This window comes from Candidatus Saccharimonas aalborgensis, assembly GCF_000392435.1.
GTDB lineage: Bacteria > Patescibacteriota > Saccharimonadia > Saccharimonadales > Saccharimonadaceae > Saccharimonas > Saccharimonas aalborgensis.
In genome coordinates this window covers 877,932-898,622 of sequence record NC_021219.1, presented here as the reverse complement: position 1 = coordinate 898,622, position 20,691 = coordinate 877,932, and the positions used below count along the sequence as shown (strand labels likewise).

The window sequence follows — 20,691 nt, the reverse complement described above, 5'->3', positions numbered from 1 at the left end:
CGTATAATAGTGGCTATGGATTACAACGTCTTATTGCACTTCGCTCGAAGCGGAGGAGGGGGCTCCAGTGGAGGTGGCGGCGGTGATATGGGACTTGCTATCGTGGGCTATATCCCAAGTTATTATCTCGGTAAACTTGTCAAGAAACTCTTTCCGCGCACACTGGAGCTTATCATTAGCGCCGCCTGTGCAACCGTGTTTTCAATCATTCTATTTATCATTGGCATTGTAGCCGGTGGCGCAATGTGGTGGTTCATGACACTCGTCATCATTGGTATTTGGCTCGGCTGGCACTCGGCATTCTTTGATATATGGGATAAACTCTCCAAACGAAGAAAAGCCGCAAAACAAAAATTGTCTTCCGCCGCACAAACTGACAATGCATGGGATGAGGCCTCACTCGTCTCATATGCACAGCAGGTATTCATGGCATATCAGTCTGATTGGTCAAAAGGTGATACGGGCCGAATTAAGACCTACGCGACCCAGCGATATACCTACCATGCTTACTTACTGATGCTCGCACTGCTACAGTTAGGACGACAAAATGTCGTAGGAAACCCTACTATACTTCGCTGCGAAATTATCGATATTCATGATGACGCCGACAACACCAAAGATAGTTTTACTGTTGCCATAGAGGCAACTGCTGACGATATTCTCATTGATACTGCATCAAATACACAGCTATTCCGAGATGCTTCTAGCTTCACAGAATATTGGACATTTCAGCGCAACCAATCTTCGTGGCTGCTTGATCATATCGAACAAAGCACAGCGGATAAATCGCTAGCGGATAATCAGCTCGCTGCCTTTGCGGCTGCAAACAACATGTATTATTCGCTTGACATGGGGTGGCTGTTCTTACCACGATATGGTCAACTTCTGGGTAACGGCAAGTTCGGCAAAAGTGATGTCAACAACCACGTTATTGGCATGTGGGACAAATACCTCGTACAATTCTACACACTGAGCCTTATGCCGAGCGATAGTACTGTCTTACCAAAAATCGTTGCCCAGATCTGCGTCCCAAAATCATATGGCGGTATCTGGATTCGTCCAAAATCAGGAAATATATTTAACAAAAATCTCTTTGGAGACGGAGCACCAAAAGGCTACACCAAATACGAGTTTGAGTGGCCGGACTTCAATAAGCGCTATGATGTATATGCTACTGACGCCGATCGCCTAGCGACGTTTGAACTACTCAATCCTGGATTTATGGCCTATCTCTATGACACAGATGGCAATATATGCATCGAAGTCACTGACAATATCATCTACCTCTACAAGAATCAAAAAGCGGCAACTTCCGCGGATTATCAACTTATGGTGACTCTCATGCAGAAGGCGTATAAGGAACTGCAGCTATGATATCTCTCCTCGAATCACTCCTCAGAGATTTTGGCCGCGGTGGCGGTGGTGGGTCCGGCGGTGGCGGCGGAGGTGGAGGTGGCGGTGGAGGTGGCGGAGGCCATAGTAGCGGATCTTCGGGCAGCGGCGATCCTCTTGATCCGTTCGTATCAATGCTCGCCACAACAGTTCTTTTAGGTGTCCTTACGACGTTAATAGGGGCAATTCTTCTACGGGACCTAAAAAAGAGGTTCCCGTCTGTGCAGCCTCGCACACTTATAAAAATTGAAGTCTTGGGTGCGGGTATAGCAAGCACCTTGTGTGCGATACTCTATTGGCCAATAGGACTCTTGTACGGCAGCAGCGTAATAATAGGCACCGTGGCAGGTATTATTCATGGTGCAAAAATAGCGGCTAGGTTACCCATTCCTCGGCGTTCACTAAAGATGGTTGGACCACAGCAGGCAACTACCGTACTCTCATCGGCTAAAACACTATTCCAAGATTATCAGTCTGCGTGGAGTAGAGGCGATAGTGCAGCTATCCGTTTGCTTACAACACCGTCCTTTGGAGATAAATCCGCCCTGCTACTCGAAGCTCTCGCTGTTTTGCAGCGCGTGAATCAAATGGACAATGTCCGCATCCGTGCATCGCGTGTTATCGATAGTAATGCTGAAGGAACTGTCTGTACAGTATTGTTTCGAGCCTCGGCTAAAGATACGTTGATTGACACTCCCACTGGGTCGACACTGTACAAAGACTCATCGACGTTTACAGAATACTGGCGACTCATTAAAAATGATACTGGTTGGCTCGTTGACGGCATCGACCAAAGCACGGCTGATATTGGCACACAGCGTGCCGATATGGTTAAGTTCGCAACAGACAATAAACTGTTTTATTATCTTGATATGGGTTGGCTATTCTTGCCAAGCCGCGGCAAACTATTTGGTAAAGGTAAGTTTGGCGTGTCAGATATAAATAACTACGTCGTAGGTAAGTGGGGTAGTTACCTTGTACAGTTTTATACATATAAGGCGTACGGTTCGTCCAGCAAGCCTATTGTCATCTCACAGCTTGCCGTTCCAAAATCATACGGCGGTATTCTCATTCAACCAAAAAAACTGTTTGGTAATAGTGCTCCTGATGGCTACACCAAATACGAGTTTGAGTGGCCCGACTTCAATAAGCGCTATGATGTATATGCAACTGATGCTGATCGATTAGCCACGTTTGAGTTACTTAATCCTGGCTTTATGGCGTATCTCTATGATACTGACGAACATGTATCAATCGAGGTGGTCGATACAATAATCTACCTTTACAAAACTGGTTCAGACCAAACGATCGACTATCAAACAGTGCTCACCATCCTCCAAAAAGCCTACAAGGAACTGCAACTTTGACAACGGCCTTCGACGCACGCTATCGCCAACTTAATGCCGCTCAACGCCAGGCTGTTGATGCCATTGATGGCCCGTTACTCGTGGTAGCCGGACCCGGCACAGGAAAGACCGAGCTCCTCGGTATGCGTGCCGCAAATATCCTCCGCTCAACTGATACATTGCCCGAAAACATCCTCTGCCTCACCTTTACCGATAGTGGTGCAGCCGCCATGCGTGAACGATTAGCAGGAATTATTGGTCCAGATGCCTATAGGGTAGCTATCCATACCTTCCACAGCTTTGGGACTGAAGTGATCAACCAAAACAATCAGTATTTTTATCATGGTGCGGCATTTCGTCCTGCTGACGAGGTAACCATGCACCAAGTGCTGAGTGAAATCTTTGATGAGCTTGATTATACAAACCCGCTCGCAAGCAAAAACAATGGCGAGCATACCCACCTCAAAGACACAATGAGTACTATTAGTGAGCTTAAACGCGCCGGACTCAGCAGTGATGAGCTCCTCGCTATTATCAACGCTAACGAAGAGGTGTTGGATAGCATTGAGCGCGATCTGACTGAAATTTTTTCCAACAAACCGAGCACTACTATGCTAAGTCTGCTAGTGCCCCTCGCCGAGCGAGTTGCAGCACTCGCGGTACCGACACTCCCATCTGGTATCACTCCGCTGGCAAATGTACTCGCACTCAGTATGGCTCATGCCTTTGATGAGGCTGTCGCCACCAATAAAACCACGCCTATCACGGCATGGCGCAACCAGTGGCTCGAAAAGAATACTGAGGGTGAGTTTGTGTTTAAGGACCGCAAACGTCACGCAAAACTACGTTCGGTTGCCCACATCTACTATGTCTACCTTTCGCGTATGGAGCAAGCCGGGCTATATGACTATGATGATATGATCTTGGGAGTAGTTCACGGCATGGAGACACAGCCCGACCTAAAGTACAACCTACAAGAAAAATATCACTATATCATGGTCGACGAATTCCAAGACACCAACCTTGCTCAACTGCGTATCTTGTTTGACCTCACCGATACGTCTGCAAACGAAGGTAACCCAAATGTCATGGCGGTTGGCGACGATGATCAAGCAATCTACTCATTTCAGGGAGCGGACGTCAACAATATTCACCGTTTTCGTAACCAATATCCCAGTCATCAAAGCATCGTACTGACCGAAAATTACCGATCGGGCGCTGCCATCTTACAACATGCCCGAGAGGTTATTGTACAGGGTACCGGTCGGCTAGAAACAACGATGGAGATCAGCAAGCAGCTCGAAGCGCAAAAGAAATCTGAGTCAACGGTCATACTTCAACAACTTCCCTCGGTGATCGAGGAGAGAGCCTGGATCGCGCAAAGCATCAAAGAACGTATCAAAAATGGAGCGACGCCTGCTTCAATTGCAGTACTTGCCAGACGACATCAAGACTTGGTTTCGCTCCTGCCATACCTCTATCATGAGGATATCGCTGTCAATTACGAGCGTCGAGACAATGTGCTCGACATCGAAGCAGTGAGGGCGCTCGAGCTACTGGCCCGTATTACCGTCTCGCTTCATGACTCAGAGTTCGATGTAGTTGACAGCCTAATGCCGCAGCTGCTCGGTCATCCGATGTGCAAACCAAATCCTGAGGCAATTTGGCGTCTTGGATTGACCTGTTACCGCGACCGTATCACCTGGCTTGAGGCAATGCAAAATTCAGAACGCTACCAACCGCTTGCCCAGTGGCTGATATCTCTCTCAGCTAACCTTTCGCATACGACACTCGAAGCGAGTATCGATATACTAACGGGCATACCGACCGAAGAAGAGTCTTCATCACACGACTATTCGTCGCCTCTCTTTGCCTATTATTTCTCAGATGAGCGCCTAAAAGACAACCCCGACGCCTACCTCACCATGCTGGAGGCACTCCGCACATTGCGCCACGCGCTCCGCCAGTATCGTCCCGACCAAGACCTCACGCTCCAGGATTTCCTTTCATTTATCGAGCTCCATCGACAGATGAAAACACCCCTTGTCAGCCTGCGACGGCCGAGTGAGCACGCCCAGGACGCTATTACGCTACTCAGCGCTCACAAGGCAAAAGGACTCGAATTCGATACCGTGTTTATTGTGAGCGCAATCGATTCTATTTGGGGCGAACGAGTACGATCACGAACCCGCCTCATCGGCTACCCCGAAAACCTACCGCTTGCGCCCGCTGGTAACACCTACGACGAGCGGCTGAGACTGTTTTTTGTCGCCATGACACGGGCGTGCCGTACCTTGATCATCAGCTATAGCCGTCACGACGAGCAGGAAAGAGACAGTCTGATCGCTCGTTTCTTGGTCGGCAGTTCACTTACACCGACAGTCTCAGTACCACAAACAACACTCGCGCAACTCACCGATCATGCTGAACTTGCCTGGCATGATACCATCACCAAACATCCTTCTATCACAATGAAACAGCTGCTCACGCCGCAGCTCGAAGCCTACAAGCTCTCGAGCACCCATCTCAACGCCTTCATCGATATCACCCGCGGCGGGCCGCAAGCATTTTTGCTGCATAATTTGCTCCGTTTTCCGCAGGCAAAATCGGCTGCTGCTTGCTATGGTACGGCTATTCATGCGGTATTGCAGCGCGCGCATACACATCTCGCGGCAACTGGTGACCGGCGGCCAGTCGAAGATATCCTCGGTGATTTCGTGACCGAACTCCAAAACCAACGCTTGCCGGCAGCTGAATTTGCTCTCTATAGCAAAAAAGGTGTCGATAGTTTAACGCGTTTCCTCGATGCAAAATACAGTACGTTTACCGCCACTCAAAAAACTGAACTAAACTTTAGCACGCAACATGTCCAGCTCGGCGACGCCCGCCTGACAGGCTCACTCGATCTTGTCGACATCGCCGACAACTCAATTGTCGTCACCGACTACAAGACAGGCAAACCCAGCCGCACCTGGAATGGGAACAGCGAGTATCAAAAGATCAAGCTGCATAAATACAAGCAGCAGCTGATGTTTTATGAACTCTTGGTGAGCAAATCGAGAGACTATAGCAAGTACGCGTTTACAAAAGGCGTGCTACAATTCATCGAACCCGACCAATCAGGTGTTATTCACGATCTAAGCTTGACGTTTACCGAGGAAGAATTAGCCGAATTCTCCGATCTCATCGCGGCCGTATGGCACTGCATTACAGCGCTTGAACTTCCCGATACTAGTAGTTTTGAGCCGACCCTCAAGGGCATCATAGAATTTGAACACTATTTGATTGACAATTTCGCAAAAAAATAGTAGAATAACATCGGTCATACTCAAGGCTCTCGACACCCATAGGGAGGTGAACTATGCCACGAGTCCCGTGTCCGCACGCCTACCCGCACTGGCCGCACAAGCCGTGTGACAGTAAGGGCTGTAGCGGCTGCGACAAGAACGGGGTCATCTGTTCCCGTTGCAAGCAGCCGCCCACTCGTCAGGGCATGATTGACATCTGACCACCTCCTACTTGCTCATGCTTGCGATCGTCTCAACAGCATGATAGGGTAGGACAGCGGGCCGACGGCTGTACAAGTTGTCGGCCCGACCGGCCTCATTAGCTCAGTGGTAGAGCTGCGGCTTGCCAAGTCGTGGAATGCCAGCAACACCGGCACACGCACAGGTTCGATTCCTGTATGGGGCTCCAGTACCCCCTAGGGGGTACTACTACGGGTTCACCGCCGGGACACACAAGTCCCTGGCGGTGAACCCGCTCTTCATTATTCGCTATAATAACTATCATGTCGACATTTTGGCACACCCTTCCTCGACCTTTTTTCATCCTCGCTCCTATGGAGGCGGTGACAGATGTCGTATTTCGCCATGTTATCACGCGTGCGGGTCAGCCAGACGTGTTTTTTACTGAGTTTACTAACGCGATGGGGTGGTACCGAGCAGGCGACAAAGCCATCGGCGGTCGACTAATCAAGACTGACGACGAATCGCCGATTGTTGCTCAACTATGGGGGAGTGATCCCGAAGCCATGGCGGCTATGAGTGGGTACTGCCGTCAGCTCGGATACGATGGGATTGATATCAATATGGGATGCCCCGACCAGTCCGCCGTCAAAGCCGGTGGTGGTGCCGGGATGATTCGCACCCCAGAAAAAGCCTGGGCGATCATCAAGGCAGCAAAGTCTGGAGGCCTACCAGTCAGTGTGAAAACGCGCCTCGGCTATAGTAATGTCGACGAGTGGCGCGAATGGCTGGGGGGCTTACTAAGACAAGACATCGCCGTACTGACCGTCCACCTGCGCACAAAAAAAGAGATGAGCAAGGTTCCCGCGCACTTCGAGCTAATCCCAGAGATAAAGAAACTGCGTGATGAACTAGCACCCGATACACTTCTTGTGATCAACGGCGATGTGCGTGATCGTGTTCACGGTATTGAATTTTATGATACGTATGGCATCGACGGTATCATGATCGGCCGAGGTATTTTTACCAATCCCTATGCGTTTAGTGACCGTACCGACAAACCAAGCAAGCAAGAATTCGACCGTCAAGAACCAGCTGCCAAGCAGCGCGCAGGCGACGACGCGAGCGGTGATCAACATGATAAACTTATCGAATTACTGCGATTTCATCTCGATGAATACGACCGCTACTACCAACAGACTAGCCGACCCTTCGAAACGCTAAAGCGCTTTTTCAAAATCTACATCCGTGACTTCGACGGCGCGAGCGACTTGCGGGTAGAATTGATGAATTGCACGACAACTGAAGAGGTCAGAAGTATTCTCGATAGGCAAGTATGTTAACTTGAATCTCACCCCCTCCTCCGACAGACAGTTGGCCCTGATGGGCCAAGGCCCGCCAAGGCGAAGGCTAGTCAGTTTGCGGCGGGCCGGTTGTCTGGAGTGGGGAGGGGGTGAGAGTCGGGTTAACGTCCGGGGCTCGACATTTGTTAAGGCAATCGAAACAACACCTGCTGTGATCCATCAGTAAGCGCCATTAGCGTTGCAATCGTAACCATAACTCGCGCCATAATGAAGCGATCACGGTCCTCATCTTGGGAGTCAAGCGGCAACAGCATACGCGCCAACTGTTTACTTCGCCATATATCATAACCGAATGCTTGCAACCCGCCGTGATCTCGCGCAAATCGATTTGATGCAAGTGTTGTGCTTGGGACAAAATTAACGATAAGTAATTTTTCATTGTGGTGCCCCTCGAGCACTGACACACTACCGGGAGATTTCTTCTCCAGCACCGTAAATATCTCATCCCGCCCAGCAAAATATTGATCAGCGTGGCTCTCGAGCACCGTGCCCGCACCAAGCACCCGCAAGTAACGATCCCGATCAAAGCGCGTATCGAGAATCGCTCTGACTAAGCGTTTGTTGTCCTCGATCAAGCCCGAGTCCAAGAGACAGTCGAGAATTGCATCCATGCCGTCAATCGCACCACAGCCAACACCGTGCTCATGCTCACGATTATCACGGTGCCCGCCTGGTGCCAGACCAAGTCGTAGATACGAGTCGATCATCGTCTCGGTATCTGTATAAAACGTTCCTCGTGTCAGGTCATCCTTATCAACTCCCAGCCGATAGGCAAGAGCTCCTCCGATCGCACCGCCGGGCACCTGCGGCCCAAGCATTCCTTCATCGAGCGCCGGATCGTGCCGACCATCGATACAGCGAGTCTTTGCCTTTGGATTTACTGGTACATAATACTCATCAAGCGATGACGCAATGGTGGCAATATCGACATACACATCGTCAGCCGACACACTCCCTGGCCAAGTCCGTTCACTCAATCTCCCGAGATGTACTGTCCGAGGCATCGTCCCACCCGTTCTTTCTTTCCTATAACTTTCGCCGGCGCCGATGGAGATCAGCTACCTTGAGGCGAACAGCGTGGCGATCAACCAACTGATGGGCTTTTTCGAGTTCAACTTGGTCTGTTGCACTATCGCGCATCTTAAGCGCTCGGTCAAGTGCGGCCTGTGTCTCTGCCTCGACAATATCGTCGCCGTGCTCAGCTTCATCAACCAACACGCGAACACGATTATTGCCGATCTCGATGATGCCGCCACTGACCGCAAAAAACTCCATGCGGTCATCGCTATGCTGTTTGTCGCGGCGCACCGCGATCACACCTGGCGATGCAACACTGACCAGCGGTTCATGGTGAGGGAATACCGCGATCTCTCCGTCTGCCGTTGGCAAAATCACCTCGTACACTTGCTCGTTGACTTTACTGCCACCGAGGGTAATTAGTTCAAAATCCATACTAGTTCTATCATACCAAAAACTCTCGCCCGATGCGAGAGTGCTAAGAGGAAATCTTGTACTGCGCGGGCGAGAGTGGAGCCGGGATCGGCTGCCACTCTCACCCTAGTGAGCGTACACAGCGACACTGCTCGTCTAGCGGTAGATGAACCACCAAACGAGCAGTGCGACGATGACCAGTGCCCACAGCCACCCCAGAAACAGGGACAGCAGGACGTAGATCACCAGCACCGCGACGCTCAGAAGTGCTCCCCAGTAGAGGAGCGTGCCGACTGCGGCCACCAGGCCGAGCAGCACCCCCCACCACCCGAAGAGAACGAAGAAGACCAGGGGGTAGCACCCCAGCGACACCAACTGGGGCCACCAGTCGTTGTCCTGACCGTCTGCGTCCCGGAAGACCCACCAGGGATCTCCGGGCTCGCGCCCTCCTGGGAGCACACGCGCCAACCAGTGGTTGAGCACGCGAACCACCTCCTTACATGAGGCTTGTTGGTCGGCTCGTTCGATTAAACAGGCCGTCTCTTATATTATATCACTATTGTTGTATAAAGTCAAAGAACTTTCATCTGAAGCCCCAACACCCTCCCCACTCCAGACAACCGGCCCGCCGCTAACTGAATCAGCCTTCGCTCTTGGCGGGCCTTGGCCCATCAGGGCCAACTGTCTGTCGGAGGAGGGTCTTGGGGCTTAGACAGCTTTTAGTCTTTTTTCTCGCTCAGAGGACCTGGCGCCATATAGAACCAGCTCTCAGGCTTGGCGTCATATTTGCCCGCAAGGATATCTTTAACGTCCCTGACGGTATCGGTAACTTTAATGTAGGAGCCTGGGTTGCCGGTAAACTGCTGCGCCACAAAGAACGGCTGCGCTAAGAAACGCTGCAAGCGGCGGGCACGGGCGACGGTTTGCTTCTGATCATCACTGAGTTCCTCCATACCGAGGATGGCGATGATGTCTTGGAGCTCTTTGTACTGCTGCAGGACACGCTGGGCTTCACGAGCTGTTTGGTAGTGTTCCTCACCGACAACTTCGGGGTCGAGGATGGTCGAGTTGGAGTCGAGCGGATCAACAGCTGGGTAAATACCAATCTCCGTCAAACCGCGGTTCAACACAATTGTCGAATCGAGGTGGGCAAACGTCGTCGCAGGTGCTGGGTCAGTGAGGTCATCTGCCGGCACATAGACGGCCTGAACGCTGGTAATCGAACCCTTTTTGGTACTAGTGATACGCTCTTGCAGAGCACCCATTTCTTGTTGGAGATTCGGCTGGTAACCCACAGCACTCGGCAAACGACCAAGCAGCGCCGACACCTCAGCACCAGCCTGAGTAAAGCGAAAGATATTGTCGATAAAGAGCAACACGTCCTTGCCGTCATCACGAAACGCTTCAGCCATCGCAAGACCCGATAGGGCCACCCGCAGACGGGCTCCTGGTGGTTCATTCATCTGACCAAAGACAAGGCTCGTCTTGTCGAGCACGCCGGCTTCTTTCATCTCGTGATAGAGATCGTTGCCCTCACGCGTACGCTCACCGACACCCGCAAAGACGGAGTTACCAGAGTGAAACTTCGCAATGTTGTTGATAAGCTCTTGGATGAGAACTGTCTTGCCGACACCTGCGCCACCAAACAGACCGACCTTGCCACCCTTTGCAATCGGCGCGATGAGGTCGATAACCTTGATTCCTGTTTCGAGGATCTCAGTCTTGTTGGTCTGCTCAGAGAGAGCAGGGGGCTCACGGTGAATACTTGCTGTTTTGCCTTTTGGCGCTGGCTGGCCATCGATCGGATCACCGACGACATTAAACATGCGTCCCTGTGTCTCGACGCCAACTGGCACGCTAATCGGCGCACCCGTTGCCTCGACATCGCTACCCCGACGCAGTCCATCGGTGCTTGAGAGCGCAATTGCCCGTACCGTGTGCTCATCAAGGTGCTGCGCTACCTCTAGCGTCATGACGCGTTTGTCGTGAGTGATGTGGAGTGCGTCATAAATCGCAGGTAATTTTCCCTCCGCAAACTCGACGTCAACCACCACGCCGACAATCTGGATAATTTTTCCGGTTTGTTTAGTCATCATTTCCTCCTTGTGTCTTGTCGATTGTATTTGCTGTATCGGTATCATCATCGCCACCCCAGGTGGTGTCAAAAGGCGGGGAATCGAGCGTGTTCATGGCTAACGGCACTCCTGAGCCAGCTACTTCGCTCTTTTGTGCTGCCAAAGCAGCCAGGCCTCGTGCCAATCGCGCGAGTTCCTCTCTACGACGTCTCACTCTCTCAAGCAAAAACTCGGGAATGATCTGTTGACCAGCGGGCAGGGATTCTCCCCATAGGTCAAGTGTTGATTTGCCCAAGTCTGAGTGGTACATTATTTCATTGCCTCCGCACCACCGCTAATTTCGGCAAGCTCCTGAGTGATCGCGCTCTGACGAGCCTTGTTCATCTCAAGCGTTAGATCATCGACGAGATCAGTAGCATTGTCGGTAGCATTTTTCATCGCGAGCATACGCATACTGTGCTCGCTGGCCCGGGCATCGAGCAACGCCTGAAACAAGCGAGAGCCGATCAACCGATAGGCAGCATCGTCCAACACTCGTTCAATACTTGGCTCATAGATAGCCTCCCGTACCGCATCACTTACCTCTGTCTCGATAAATCCGGCCGGGAAAAGACGAGTAACCGCCGCTGTCTGATTGATACTACTGATAAACTCTGTGTACAGTACGTCAACAGCATCAACCCTACCACTCTCAAATGCGTCTTTGGCGGTATTGAGGATAGCGTGAAACTGCGCGCCCTCGGGGTGATCTGGCAAATCCTCGTAAGTACCGATGACCTCTGTATCTTTGAGACGGGTGACAAATTGCGAGGCCTTGCGACCGACCGCAATGGTGAGATTTTTAACACCAGAAGCGTCATCGGCCTTGAGCTGAGCGAGGTACAATCGAAGGATATTTGAGTTATATGCCCCAGCGAGACCTTTGTCACTTGCGATAACAATGAGTAGACGATTTTTGACTGGTCGCTTGACGAACCATTTGTGCTGATCAGTCACTCCCTGACTAGCGAGATAGGTGAGTAGTTCGTTGGCAGCCCGCTCGTATGGCGCCGAGCCCTTGGTCGCATCTTGCGCACGCCGCATCTTGCTGGCAGCTACCATCTGCATCGCCTTAGTAATCTGCTTGGTGGACTTCACCGAGCGGATACGAGATTTGAGTTGCTGCGTACTAGCCATTACGAGCCTCGTCTAGAAGCGCTCGTGTATACCGCGCTTCCTCTTCCGTATCACTACTCATCCTTAGGGGTGGTGATTTTGCAAAGGGATCAATACCGGCATCGAGCAGTATTCTTAATTGAGCAACCCGCGAAAGTCCTCGCCACGCACGGTCGATTCTCCCATCAACCTCTGCTCGTGCTAATTGAGCTTCTGTTTCGGCAATCATTTGCCTTATATCATAAGCGAAAGATTCACCGTCATCTTCAGGAGCAGGTCTTATATCAGCAGTAACGTCAAATGGTAGCTGTTCCTGAACAACGGGCCTAGATAGTAGGTCACAATCTGTCCGGTAACCCAATTCGACGCGAGCGCGACGTGTCATTATTAGCCCTCAAACCCTTTCGCAACTAATTTTGCTAGCTTTGCAATTGCTTTGCCCGTTGAGCTATCTGCTTCGAGTTTGTCGGTGCCTTTATTGAGCTCCTGCATGACTTTCTTCTCATCTGTCCAGAGACGGGTGAGGAGGGCTTTTTGTGCATCCTTCACTTTATTTGCCGGTACGTGGTCAAACAGACCTTCACTCACGGTAAAGATACTGGCACACTGTTCCCACACGCTCATCGGCTGATATTGTGGCTGCTTCAGGAGTTCGGTCAACCGTTGACCACGCTCAATCTGCGCTTTGGTAGCCTCGTCGAGGTCGCTCCCAAACTGTGCGAAACTGGCAAGCTCTCGGAACTGGCTGAGGCCAAGCTTGAGGTGACCCGAAACACTCTTGACGGCCTTTGTCTGGGCGTCACCACCAACACGACTCACTGAGAGTCCAGCCGAGATAGCAGGACGAATACCCTGATAAAAGAGGTCGGTCTCCATAAAAATCTGACCATCGGTGATTGAAATCACGTTTGTGGGGATATAGGCCGAGATGTCTCCCGCCTGTGTCTCAATGATCGGCAGGGCAGTGAGCGAGCCGGCGCCAAGCTCATCACTGAGCTTGCTTGAACGCTCGAGAAGTCGTGAGTGAAGATAAAATACATCACCCGGAAAGGCTTCACGTCCCGGTGGACGGCGAAGGAGGAGTGACATCTGACGGTACGCGACTGCGTGCTTTGTGAGGTCATCGTAGATCATGAGCGCATGTTCACCCTTGTCGCGGAAATATTCGCCCATCGCGGTACCCGCATATGGAGCGAGATAGAGGAGGCTTGCTGGATCACTCGGACCAGTTGCCACCACAATCGTTTGGTCCATGACCCCCTCGCGTTTCAGGGTCTCGACAAGACGAGCAACCTTACTCAGTTTTTGACCGACAGCAACGTAGACGTTCACCACGCCACTCTGTTGCTTCGCTTGGTTGATCATCGTGTCAACAGCAATAGCAGTCTTGCCAGTCTGACGATCTCCAATAATCAGCTCGCGCTGGCCCCGTCCGATAGGAAACATGGCATCAATAGCCATGATACCCGTCATCAGCGGCTCATGCACGTGCTTACGGCCCATGACGCCGACTGCTTCACGCTCAACTGGCAATCGTTCGGTTGATTTAATCGCCGGTCCACCATCAAGTGCTTCACCCAGAGGGTTGACAACGCGGCCAAGCAGCTCAGTACCGACCGGAACTGACAAAATTTCACCCTTGAGTGTTACTCGATCACCTGCGGCAACACCCTGGTCACTTCCCAAAAGCACCGCACCGATTTCATCTTCCATGAGATTAAGCGCAAACGCCTCTACGACACCGCTGTGCGCAGTTTCGATCTGGAGCACTTCACTATAGCCGGCATCCGCCAACCCGTGCACCCAAGCCACTCCGTCGCCGACGCGAGTCACGATACCAACTGTCTCGAGCCTATCGCTCGTTTCCAGCTTTGCAATCGCGTCGCGAAGGGTTTTTGATAATTCTGTCACTGCTAGATCAGCCATCAAATGATTCCTTTCACTCGTTTTTACAATTTTGCCCGACGAAGGGCCATTAGTTTACTTCGAACACTTGCGTCCAACATCTGTCCGGGTGTCTCTATGATGACGCCGCCCAACAGCTGAGGATCAACTCTCTCGCGGATAGCAACAGTGTGAGCCCCCGTCAGCTTCTTGATCGCGTCTGTCATATCTTCGATCAGCGGTCCAGAGGTGGTAACTGTAGTGACTACTGTGCCAGCCTCAACAAGCGCGTCCTCGATAGCCCGGACGACAAGCTCTGCCTCTCTGAGACGTTTACTGTCAATCAAATACGCCGCTACTTCCTCGATACGCCGACTGAGCTCTCCATCGACAGCAATGCCATCAGCGACATAGAGCGCAAGCTTGCGACGCGAGAGTCTCGTGTTCACAGTTACTGCACCTCTTTCAGTGCGTCTTTGATAAGCGTCATGTCGACTGACTTTGTGACTGTTTTGCCCACAACTTTTTCGGTCGCAAGCGCTACCAGTTCAACCGTCTCATTATGAAGTGCTTTTTTGGCTGCCAATACGTCTTTGGCGAGCGATTCATGTGCCACCGCAACGATATGCTGTGCCTCTGCCTTGGACTTTTCCTCAGCCTGACGCATCATCTCTGTTGCTTCATCTTTTGCGGTTGCCACGATATCTTTTGCTTCAACACGTGCTTGTTTGAGCATTTTTTCTATCTCGGCTTGCGATTTTTCTGCTTGTTTGCTCGCCTCAACCGCTGCTCTGTTGCTCTCCTCGATCACCGCTTGACGCTTGTCGATGATCTTGAAGAATACTGGAAATATCCATTTATTCAGAATAAGGATGAGGAGCACAAATGCGATCAGCTGAAATACCAACAACTTGACATCAATACCAAGTGTTCCGAGAATACCGCTTGAGGCCGCTTCCTCGGTCGCAAAATGGGTGAGTACAGCAAGATCCATAGAAAAAACTTATCCCTTTGCCATGTAGGCGACAATGATACCGATGATGGCCAGTGAGTCAGCGAAGACGATAGCGGTGATCATCAACGTACGAATATCGCTTAGTTTCTCTGGATTGCGGCCAAGTGCATTGAGAGCACCAGCGCCAATCAAGCCAACGCCGATTGCTGCACCAAATGCAGGTAGTGCGTAGGTCAGACCAAATGCGAGTGGTTCCATAATTGTTATATTTCTCCTTACTATTAATTTGTTACTAACGTACTATTATGCTTCACTCTGCGCTCCCTTAGGGTGAGCGGGCGAGTGTTCGGGGTGAGAGTCACCGTGGCTAGAAATAGCCAGGGACGTAAAGATAAGTGTCAACATAAAGAATACGTAGGCCTGAATAAAGCCGATGAATAACTCAAAGATCATGACGAGTGGCAAGCTCAGGCCCGCAAACCAGCCCGAAAGTGATGCTACGATCACCAGCAATACTTCGCCCGCAAAAGCGTTGCCAAAGAGACGCAGGCTGAGCGCTACAAGTCGGCTAAACTCACCAACAAGCTCAAGTAGCCCCTCAAAGGCCCCGATCGGATTTTTGAGCGGATTGACAAGATAGCGACCAGCATTACCAAAAATCCCGTGCGCCTTGATAGCGTACCACTGTACCGTCACCATCGTGATGAGGGCGATCGCAAAAGTAAAATTGAGATCAGTCGGCAAGCCGCGGAACAGTTCCTTGCCATCGATAGTGATCGAACCAACACCCGGCAACACGCCACACCAGTAGGTGACAAGTACGGTGAAAAAGATAGTGAGGGCAAGCGGTGCTATCTGCCGAGCAACTTTGCGATCAGGTACGATATCGAGCACAGTGCCATACATGCCTTCAACCGCCCATGACACGAGACCAATAAAGTGATTGTGACGACCTTTTTTGAGTGCATATGCTGTTGATCCGAGGACACTCAACATAATGATAATACCGACCGCGCCAAGCAGCATAGAATTGGTGATAGGCAGTCCAAACAAACTCGTGATATGTTCAGTTGCTACCGCAGCAGAAGCAAATCCACTCATTATCATGCCTTTCCTCTCTGAAGTTGGCGTTTTATGAGGAGGGCAGCGAGCAGTGAGCCGATCAGTGCACCAGTCAACATGAGCCAAGGTCGGGTCGTGAAGCGCCCATCGAGCGCGTCTCCTGCTACAATCAAGCCAACTGTCGGGACAAACATACGCCACGTTGTATCCGCCATCGTTGCGATCATCACAAGAGAAGCGGACCGGTTTACCGATACGCCCTTTGTGTTAGAGCTATTACTCGCAGCAGGTAGCTTACCCATGTATGGTTTGATTATACCACTGTTGCTCACAAAATGTAAGAGGTGATGCGCTATACTATTTACAACATGCCGCGTCGTAATCGTACCCCCAAGCACATCCTCCGTAAGCTGCCAGTAAAAGAGCGGACAAAAATACGCTACCCAACAAAAAAAGCAGCCGAAGCAGCCATGTGTCAACGGATACTGTACGAGCCTACTGTCTTGCTCCGAGTCTACCAATCACCTCATGACGGTGGGTGGTATCTGACATCCAAATAATCGTATTAATACGCACGGCTTTTTATTATGATCGGAGGAATCGCAATTTGTACTGGAATTCTCGGATTATAGGTGGAAGGATTGGTGCCATTCAAATTACACGCTGTGTTATTATTGCTAATCGCCCATGCAGTTCCATCTGATTTTAGGGCATACACGAGTGTCGACGAAAAATTAACTTGAGTAACGCCACTACTGATTGCCTGATACGGAACGAGTTGGGTTGTCAATGTGCCATTACCGACTACACCATTGCTATTATTTCCCCATATCCAGAGTGAGCCGTCAGATTTGAGAGCGTATGCGCTATAGGAATCTGCCCCTGCGGCAGTCACTCCGCTCGCCATGATCTGTACGGGAGTGAGCCGATTGGTGGTAGAGTTGTTGCCGACCGTCCCATACGTTGTGTTATACCCCCATGCCCATAGCGAACCGTCAGATTTGATTGCAAACGTGGTCAGGTCATTTGCCGATGCTTTAACCACTCCGCTCGCCATGATCTGTACGGGAGTGAGCTGATTGGTGGTAGAGTTGTTGCCGACCTGACCGTATGTATTACTTCCCCATGCCCAGAGTGAGCCGTCAGTTTTGATAACAAGTCGAGCCGGGTAGGGAGATGAAGCGCTCGCGATCATCTGTGATACCCCACTGGCTATAACTTGTACGGGTGTAAGTCGATTGGTGGTGGAATTGTTACCAACCTGACCGGCACCGTTATACCCCCATGCCCATAGCGAACCGTCAGATTTGATTGCGTATGCCCCAAACCATGTAGTGATGACGCTGCTTACCCCGCTAGCGATGATCTGCACAGGCGTGAGCTGATTGGTGGTGGAATTGTTGCCAACCGGTCCATTGGTCCCACTTCCCCATGCCCACAGAGAACCGTCAGATTTGATGACATAGACATTATATCCTGTCGCATACACTTTGCTTACCCCGCTAGCGATGATCTGCACAGGCGTGAGCTGATTGGTGGTGGAATTGTTGCCAACCTGACCACTTCCGTTATACCCCCATGCCCATAGCGAACCGTCAGATTTGAGAGCATACACCGTTTCGTGCACAACACCCGACGCACTTTTGACAGGGTATATCTTGACAACTCCACTTGAAATAACTTGAGTCGGAGTTGATTGTGTCGTAGTGGTACCGTTGCCGATCTGCCCATCGGCATTGTAGCCCCATGCCCAGACTGAGCCATTAGATTTGAGAGCGGTTACTGTGCCCGATGTCGAGTTAATAGCAGCAGAAACAATGTCTACGACATCGCTCATGGCGATAAGCCTCCCCGGTATCAATTTGTTTGTCGTTGTGCCATCACCAAACTGGCTTGACCCGTTACACCCCCAGCCCCAGAGGTAACCATCGCTAAAAGCCGATATTACGCCTGAGGAACCAAAAGTTGGAACACTAGGAAATGCGGGCTGACTTTTTTTTACCGGATCGTAGCGCATCGCTATCGAATAATTATTCCATACCGTTGTCGTACCAGATCTGACAAGATTTACCGTAGCGGTAACAGTGACAATATAGTCAAATAGATTCGCTGACGATGGAGGTGCAACCGAAAAAGTTGAATACATATTTGTGCTACTATTGACATCGCACCCTGCAGGATGGGGCATGGAGGTACAAGCAACAACTTCTGTTCCGGTGCAGTCTGTATTTGGTTTGAGAGGTTTTGCTACGGTCCATGTCACGATATTTGAGTTAGCATCGAGGCAATTTGCAGCAAACTCAGCTCCGGATTCCGCCGCCTCACGAGCGAGTTGCTGATAATACTGCGCCAACAGTGCGCCACGAATACTCGATACAGACGAAATCGCCGCCAGCATTACCACAAAAAGAACGACCGATACAATCACGACGGTTGGCAACGCAAAGCCTTGCTCGCGGTTCATATGTCTTGACATAATTCCAGTATAGCATGAGTGGTATGCGGATGTGACCAGCACAAAAATGTTGCTCTCTAGTGTTGAATTTGTTATACTGAACACCATATAGAGGGGGAGAAAATAGACATGTCACAGCAACCTACCGATGCCTCAGTAATCGTGTACAGCACCCCTTGGTGCGCGTTTTGCAAAACCGAAAAACAATACCTCGATCACCTTGGTGTCAGCTATGTCTCAAAGGATGTTGAGGAAGACCCGGCAGCGATGGACGAGTTGATGGCCAAAAACGGCGGCTCCTACAGTGGTGTTCCCGTTACCGATATCGACGGCGTCATCATCACCGGCTTTGATCGTAAGCGCATCGACGAAACCCTCAAAGCAAAAAATCTGATTTCGTAGCCCTTCGTTACGCCTATGCTTGCGCTGCCTCATATATCTGTTAGTATGTGGACAAATGGCAGAGCAACGTAGAGATTCGGCAGCCGAAAGAGGTACTCGGTTCTCATCTCGCTTCACAGAAATGGTGATGCGCCCGGATGAAGACTACCTCGTCATGTGTACGCGAACGCCGAGGGAAATCTCGCACACGCTCTTTCGCCACGGGAACGTCGAGATAGATAGTCCAGTGAGGGGTGCGCAAATTGAATGCACGACCGAGTCTCCTGATTCGGATTTTCAGATCAATGGCCGAATTTATTTTGATGTTGATAGGGATGAATTGAAGGGACCAGCTTGGATTGATAAATTTGTCCGCGTACTCGACCAGTACCTCTACGCCGGTTTAGGGTGCCAAACTATCCAACACCCCAGAAGCCGCTCAACCAGGTATGCAGAGCTTTCACCAAATCGCTATGTACGGATTGATCTTTATGAGCAGATGAAAACCCGTACAAGCAACCAAACAACCAAATACCAGGGTGCGACACTCTCGACGTTATCGTATTCAGATTACCTTGCGGAGATCGGTGTTGAGCCATCTGCAGAAGAAATTGAATCAATATTCTTTATCGAGGATACGCCCGAAGAACGCTTAGATGATGTCAAGCGCTTCATGCAAATCTGGGCACATGTCCGCGACAACGCCGTAGGGATGTACAGTGCCGATTACACCAAAAAGCTCTACTGCACGATTATTCCGCCAGAACCACTTATCGCAGTCCCCGAGCAGGAACTGCGGACCGAAAAACCGCTTTCCTTTGATGATATTGCCGGCTACGAGATCGCCAAGCGAAAATTACTCGACCTCGCATTACTCAGCGAATACCCCACAATTGCAAAAAATATCGGGCTCAAGAAAGGGCAAGGTATCTTTCTGTACGGACCTCCCGGGACAGGCAAAACTACCCTCGCCGAAGCGTTTTCGCACGAAATTGATGCCGAATTCATACAATTTCATGTTTCTGAGATCATTGAGATGTGGGTTGGCAAATCAGCTCGAAACCTCGACGAGAAGATCGCTGAGATCAAGAAAAAAGCAGAGGTTGATGGTGCAAAAATCGTTCTTTTCATGGACGAAGTTGATAGTCTTGGCGCAGATGCTTCACGTATTCACGGAGAGCGCGCCGATACAGTCAACCGCCTAAAGTCACATATTCTCGACCTCCTTGCAAACCATCACAATATTATTGTCGTGGCGGCGACAAATCACGAGGATAAAGTCGATAAGGCGCTCTTCCGTACCGGTCGGTTTGAGAAAATTGAGATTGGTCTCCCAAGCGAGTATGACCGCAGTCGCATTCTGGCACTTATGCTAGGCAAACTTGCCGCGGATGCTGTCAATAATCGCGAGCTTAACCCAGGGTTACCGACGCTCGATTTTGATCATTCCATCAATGTGCCTGAACTGGCGGCAAGTAGTTATGGACTCGTCGGTGCCGACTTCGATGAAATACTCCAGGAGCTACGTCGCCGTCGCCTCCGCGAGTATGTCGCGGCTACCAAGCGCGCCGAAATCACTGGTGAAGAGGTGGCTGCCATTAGTATGCCGCCTATCACCCAGCAAGAGATCATGGACCTCATCGCAGAGTATATCCGCAAATCAGACACCGTCTAATATCAGTCTGCTATCATTAAGGTAAGCTACTACCAAGAGGAGGTGACAA

The 20,691-nt window shown here is 50.8% G+C and carries 21 protein-coding genes and 1 tRNA gene; 8 read left to right on the top strand and 14 right to left on the bottom strand.

Annotation, left to right across the window (positions count from 1 at the left end):
- The first annotated feature begins 15 nt into the window (after window positions 1-15).
- From L336_RS04635 to L336_RS04615, 5 genes are all read left to right on the top strand, one after another.
- Complete coding sequence (locus tag L336_RS04635) at window positions 16-1,374, top strand: DUF3137 domain-containing protein (RefSeq protein WP_015642056.1); 1,359 nt, start codon at window positions 16-18, stop codon at window positions 1,372-1,374.
- Window positions 1,371-2,759: a DUF3137 domain-containing protein gene (locus tag L336_RS04630; RefSeq protein WP_015642055.1), complete on the top strand. Its 1,389-nt coding sequence runs from the start codon at window positions 1,371-1,373 to the stop codon at window positions 2,757-2,759. Before L336_RS04635 ends, L336_RS04630 begins: the two co-directional genes overlap by 4 nt.
- Complete coding sequence (locus L336_RS04625; protein ID WP_015642054.1) at window positions 2,756-6,046, top strand: ATP-dependent helicase; 3,291 nt, start codon at window positions 2,756-2,758, stop codon at window positions 6,044-6,046. The genes L336_RS04630 and L336_RS04625 overlap by 4 nt, the downstream gene beginning before the upstream one ends.
- Window positions 6,047-6,338: 292 nt before the next feature.
- Window positions 6,339-6,434 (top strand) — tRNA-Gly (locus tag L336_RS04620).
- Window positions 6,435-6,525: 91 nt separating this feature from the next.
- Window positions 6,526-7,548, top strand: a complete 1,023-nt coding sequence (locus L336_RS04615) for a tRNA dihydrouridine synthase (RefSeq protein WP_128817325.1) — start codon at window positions 6,526-6,528, stop codon at window positions 7,546-7,548.
- A gap of 146 nt (window positions 7,549-7,694) precedes the next feature.
- Here L336_RS04615 and L336_RS04610 read toward each other — a convergent pair whose 3' ends face one another.
- The 13 genes from L336_RS04610 to L336_RS04550 all read right to left on the bottom strand — a co-directional run bounded on the left by L336_RS04610 (window position 7,695) and on the right by L336_RS04550 (window position 16,433).
- Window positions 7,695-8,573 carry a cadmium-containing carbonic anhydrase gene (locus L336_RS04610; RefSeq protein WP_015642052.1) on the bottom strand — a complete coding sequence of 293 codons (879 nt, stop codon included), beginning with the start codon at window positions 8,571-8,573 and terminating at the stop codon, window positions 7,695-7,697.
- Window positions 8,574-8,595: 22 nt separating this feature from the next.
- Window positions 8,596-9,021, bottom strand: coding sequence for an ATP synthase F1 subunit epsilon (gene atpC, locus L336_RS04605; protein WP_015642051.1), 426 nt, complete (start codon window positions 9,019-9,021; stop codon window positions 8,596-8,598).
- A gap of 135 nt (window positions 9,022-9,156) precedes the next feature.
- Entirely contained in the window at window positions 9,157-9,492 is a 336-nt protein-coding gene (locus tag L336_RS04600) for a hypothetical protein (protein ID WP_041191384.1), read from the bottom strand.
- A 227-nt stretch (window positions 9,493-9,719) separates the two neighbouring features.
- Window positions 9,720-11,096 carry a F0F1 ATP synthase subunit beta gene (gene atpD, locus L336_RS04595; RefSeq protein WP_041191382.1) on the bottom strand — a complete coding sequence of 459 codons (1,377 nt, stop codon included), beginning with the start codon at window positions 11,094-11,096 and terminating at the stop codon, window positions 9,720-9,722.
- Entirely contained in the window at window positions 11,086-11,385 is a 300-nt protein-coding gene (locus tag L336_RS04590; RefSeq protein ID WP_015642049.1) for a hypothetical protein, read from the bottom strand. The genes atpD and L336_RS04590 overlap by 11 nt, the downstream gene beginning before the upstream one ends.
- On the bottom strand, window positions 11,385-12,251 hold the full coding sequence (gene atpG / locus L336_RS04585; protein ID WP_015642048.1) for an ATP synthase F1 subunit gamma: 867 nt from the start codon (window positions 12,249-12,251) through the stop codon (window positions 11,385-11,387). The genes L336_RS04590 and atpG overlap by 1 nt, the downstream gene beginning before the upstream one ends.
- On the bottom strand, window positions 12,244-12,615 hold the full coding sequence (locus tag L336_RS05840) for a hypothetical protein (RefSeq protein WP_015642047.1): 372 nt from the start codon (window positions 12,613-12,615) through the stop codon (window positions 12,244-12,246). Before L336_RS05840 ends, atpG begins: the two co-directional genes overlap by 8 nt.
- 2 nt (window positions 12,616-12,617) lie before the next feature.
- On the bottom strand, window positions 12,618-14,156 hold the full coding sequence (atpA, locus tag L336_RS04575; RefSeq protein ID WP_015642046.1) for a F0F1 ATP synthase subunit alpha: 1,539 nt from the start codon (window positions 14,154-14,156) through the stop codon (window positions 12,618-12,620).
- Between the two features lie 23 nt (window positions 14,157-14,179).
- On the bottom strand, window positions 14,180-14,563 hold the full coding sequence (locus tag L336_RS05735) for a F0F1 ATP synthase subunit delta (protein ID WP_015642045.1): 384 nt from the start codon (window positions 14,561-14,563) through the stop codon (window positions 14,180-14,182).
- Between the two features lie 2 nt (window positions 14,564-14,565).
- Window positions 14,566-15,108 carry a F0F1 ATP synthase subunit B gene (atpF, locus tag L336_RS04565; RefSeq protein ID WP_015642044.1) on the bottom strand — a complete coding sequence of 181 codons (543 nt, stop codon included), beginning with the start codon at window positions 15,106-15,108 and terminating at the stop codon, window positions 14,566-14,568.
- A gap of 9 nt (window positions 15,109-15,117) precedes the next feature.
- Complete coding sequence (locus L336_RS04560) at window positions 15,118-15,327, bottom strand: ATP synthase F0 subunit C (RefSeq protein WP_015642043.1); 210 nt, start codon at window positions 15,325-15,327, stop codon at window positions 15,118-15,120.
- Between the two features lie 45 nt (window positions 15,328-15,372).
- Window positions 15,373-16,170: a F0F1 ATP synthase subunit A gene (locus tag L336_RS04555; RefSeq protein ID WP_237738778.1), complete on the bottom strand. Its 798-nt coding sequence runs from the start codon at window positions 16,168-16,170 to the stop codon at window positions 15,373-15,375.
- A 2-nt stretch (window positions 16,171-16,172) separates the two neighbouring features.
- The gene (locus L336_RS04550; protein WP_041191378.1) at window positions 16,173-16,433 is read right to left on the bottom strand and encodes an AtpZ/AtpI family protein; all 261 of its coding nucleotides are present in this window, start codon (window positions 16,431-16,433) and stop codon (window positions 16,173-16,175) included.
- 66 nt (window positions 16,434-16,499) lie between these two features.
- On the opposite strand from L336_RS04550, the gene L336_RS04545 reads away from it, so the two are divergent.
- Window positions 16,500-16,691: a hypothetical protein gene (locus tag L336_RS04545; RefSeq protein ID WP_041191377.1), complete on the top strand. Its 192-nt coding sequence runs from the start codon at window positions 16,500-16,502 to the stop codon at window positions 16,689-16,691.
- 5 nt (window positions 16,692-16,696) lie between these two features.
- On the opposite strand, the gene L336_RS04540 is transcribed toward L336_RS04545, so the two are convergent.
- Window positions 16,697-18,607, bottom strand: a complete 1,911-nt coding sequence (locus L336_RS04540) for an RCC1-like domain-containing protein (RefSeq protein ID WP_160142775.1) — start codon at window positions 18,605-18,607, stop codon at window positions 16,697-16,699.
- Between the two features lie 108 nt (window positions 18,608-18,715).
- Here L336_RS04540 and L336_RS04535 point away from each other — a divergent pair, with 108 nt between their 5' ends.
- Together L336_RS04535 and L336_RS04530 are read left to right on the top strand one after the other, a co-directional pair.
- On the top strand, window positions 18,716-18,988 hold the full coding sequence (locus tag L336_RS04535) for a glutaredoxin family protein (RefSeq protein WP_015642040.1): 273 nt from the start codon (window positions 18,716-18,718) through the stop codon (window positions 18,986-18,988).
- 55 nt (window positions 18,989-19,043) lie between these two features.
- On the top strand, window positions 19,044-20,642 hold the full coding sequence (locus L336_RS04530; protein WP_015642039.1) for an ATP-binding protein: 1,599 nt from the start codon (window positions 19,044-19,046) through the stop codon (window positions 20,640-20,642).
- Window positions 20,643-20,691: the final 49 nt, after the last annotated feature.

Excerpts from the sequence above, each read along its gene's own strand:
- L336_RS04635 (WP_015642056.1), top strand. The coding sequence starts at position 16 with ATGGATTACAACGTCTTATTGCACTTCGCTCGAAGCGGAGGAGGGGGC.
- L336_RS04630 (WP_015642055.1), top strand. The coding sequence starts at position 1,371 with ATGATATCTCTCCTCGAATCACTCCTCAGAGATTTTGGCCGCGGTGGC.
- L336_RS04610 (WP_015642052.1), bottom strand. The coding sequence starts at position 8,573 with ATGCCTCGGACAGTACATCTCGGGAGATTGAGTGAACGGACTTGGCCA.
- atpC (WP_015642051.1), bottom strand. The coding sequence starts at position 9,021 with ATGGATTTTGAACTAATTACCCTCGGTGGCAGTAAAGTCAACGAGCAA.
- atpD (WP_041191382.1), bottom strand. The coding sequence starts at position 11,096 with ATGATGACTAAACAAACCGGAAAAATTATCCAGATTGTCGGCGTGGTG.
- L336_RS04590 (WP_015642049.1), bottom strand. The coding sequence starts at position 11,385 with ATGTACCACTCAGACTTGGGCAAATCAACACTTGACCTATGGGGAGAA.
- atpG (WP_015642048.1), bottom strand. The coding sequence starts at position 12,251 with ATGGCTAGTACGCAGCAACTCAAATCTCGTATCCGCTCGGTGAAGTCC.
- L336_RS05840 (WP_015642047.1), bottom strand. The coding sequence starts at position 12,615 with ATGACACGTCGCGCTCGCGTCGAATTGGGTTACCGGACAGATTGTGAC.
- atpA (WP_015642046.1), bottom strand. The coding sequence starts at position 14,156 with ATGGCTGATCTAGCAGTGACAGAATTATCAAAAACCCTTCGCGACGCG.
- atpF (WP_015642044.1), bottom strand. The coding sequence starts at position 15,108 with ATGGATCTTGCTGTACTCACCCATTTTGCGACCGAGGAAGCGGCCTCA.
- L336_RS04560 (WP_015642043.1), bottom strand. The coding sequence starts at position 15,327 with ATGGAACCACTCGCATTTGGTCTGACCTACGCACTACCTGCATTTGGT.
- L336_RS04555 (WP_237738778.1), bottom strand. The coding sequence starts at position 16,170 with ATGAGTGGATTTGCTTCTGCTGCGGTAGCAACTGAACATATCACGAGT.
- L336_RS04550 (WP_041191378.1), bottom strand. The coding sequence starts at position 16,433 with ATGGGTAAGCTACCTGCTGCGAGTAATAGCTCTAACACAAAGGGCGTA.
- L336_RS04545 (WP_041191377.1), top strand. The coding sequence starts at position 16,500 with ATGCCGCGTCGTAATCGTACCCCCAAGCACATCCTCCGTAAGCTGCCA.
- L336_RS04540 (WP_160142775.1), bottom strand. The coding sequence starts at position 18,607 with ATGTCAAGACATATGAACCGCGAGCAAGGCTTTGCGTTGCCAACCGTC.
- L336_RS04535 (WP_015642040.1), top strand. The coding sequence starts at position 18,716 with ATGTCACAGCAACCTACCGATGCCTCAGTAATCGTGTACAGCACCCCT.
- L336_RS04530 (WP_015642039.1), top strand. The coding sequence starts at position 19,044 with ATGGCAGAGCAACGTAGAGATTCGGCAGCCGAAAGAGGTACTCGGTTC.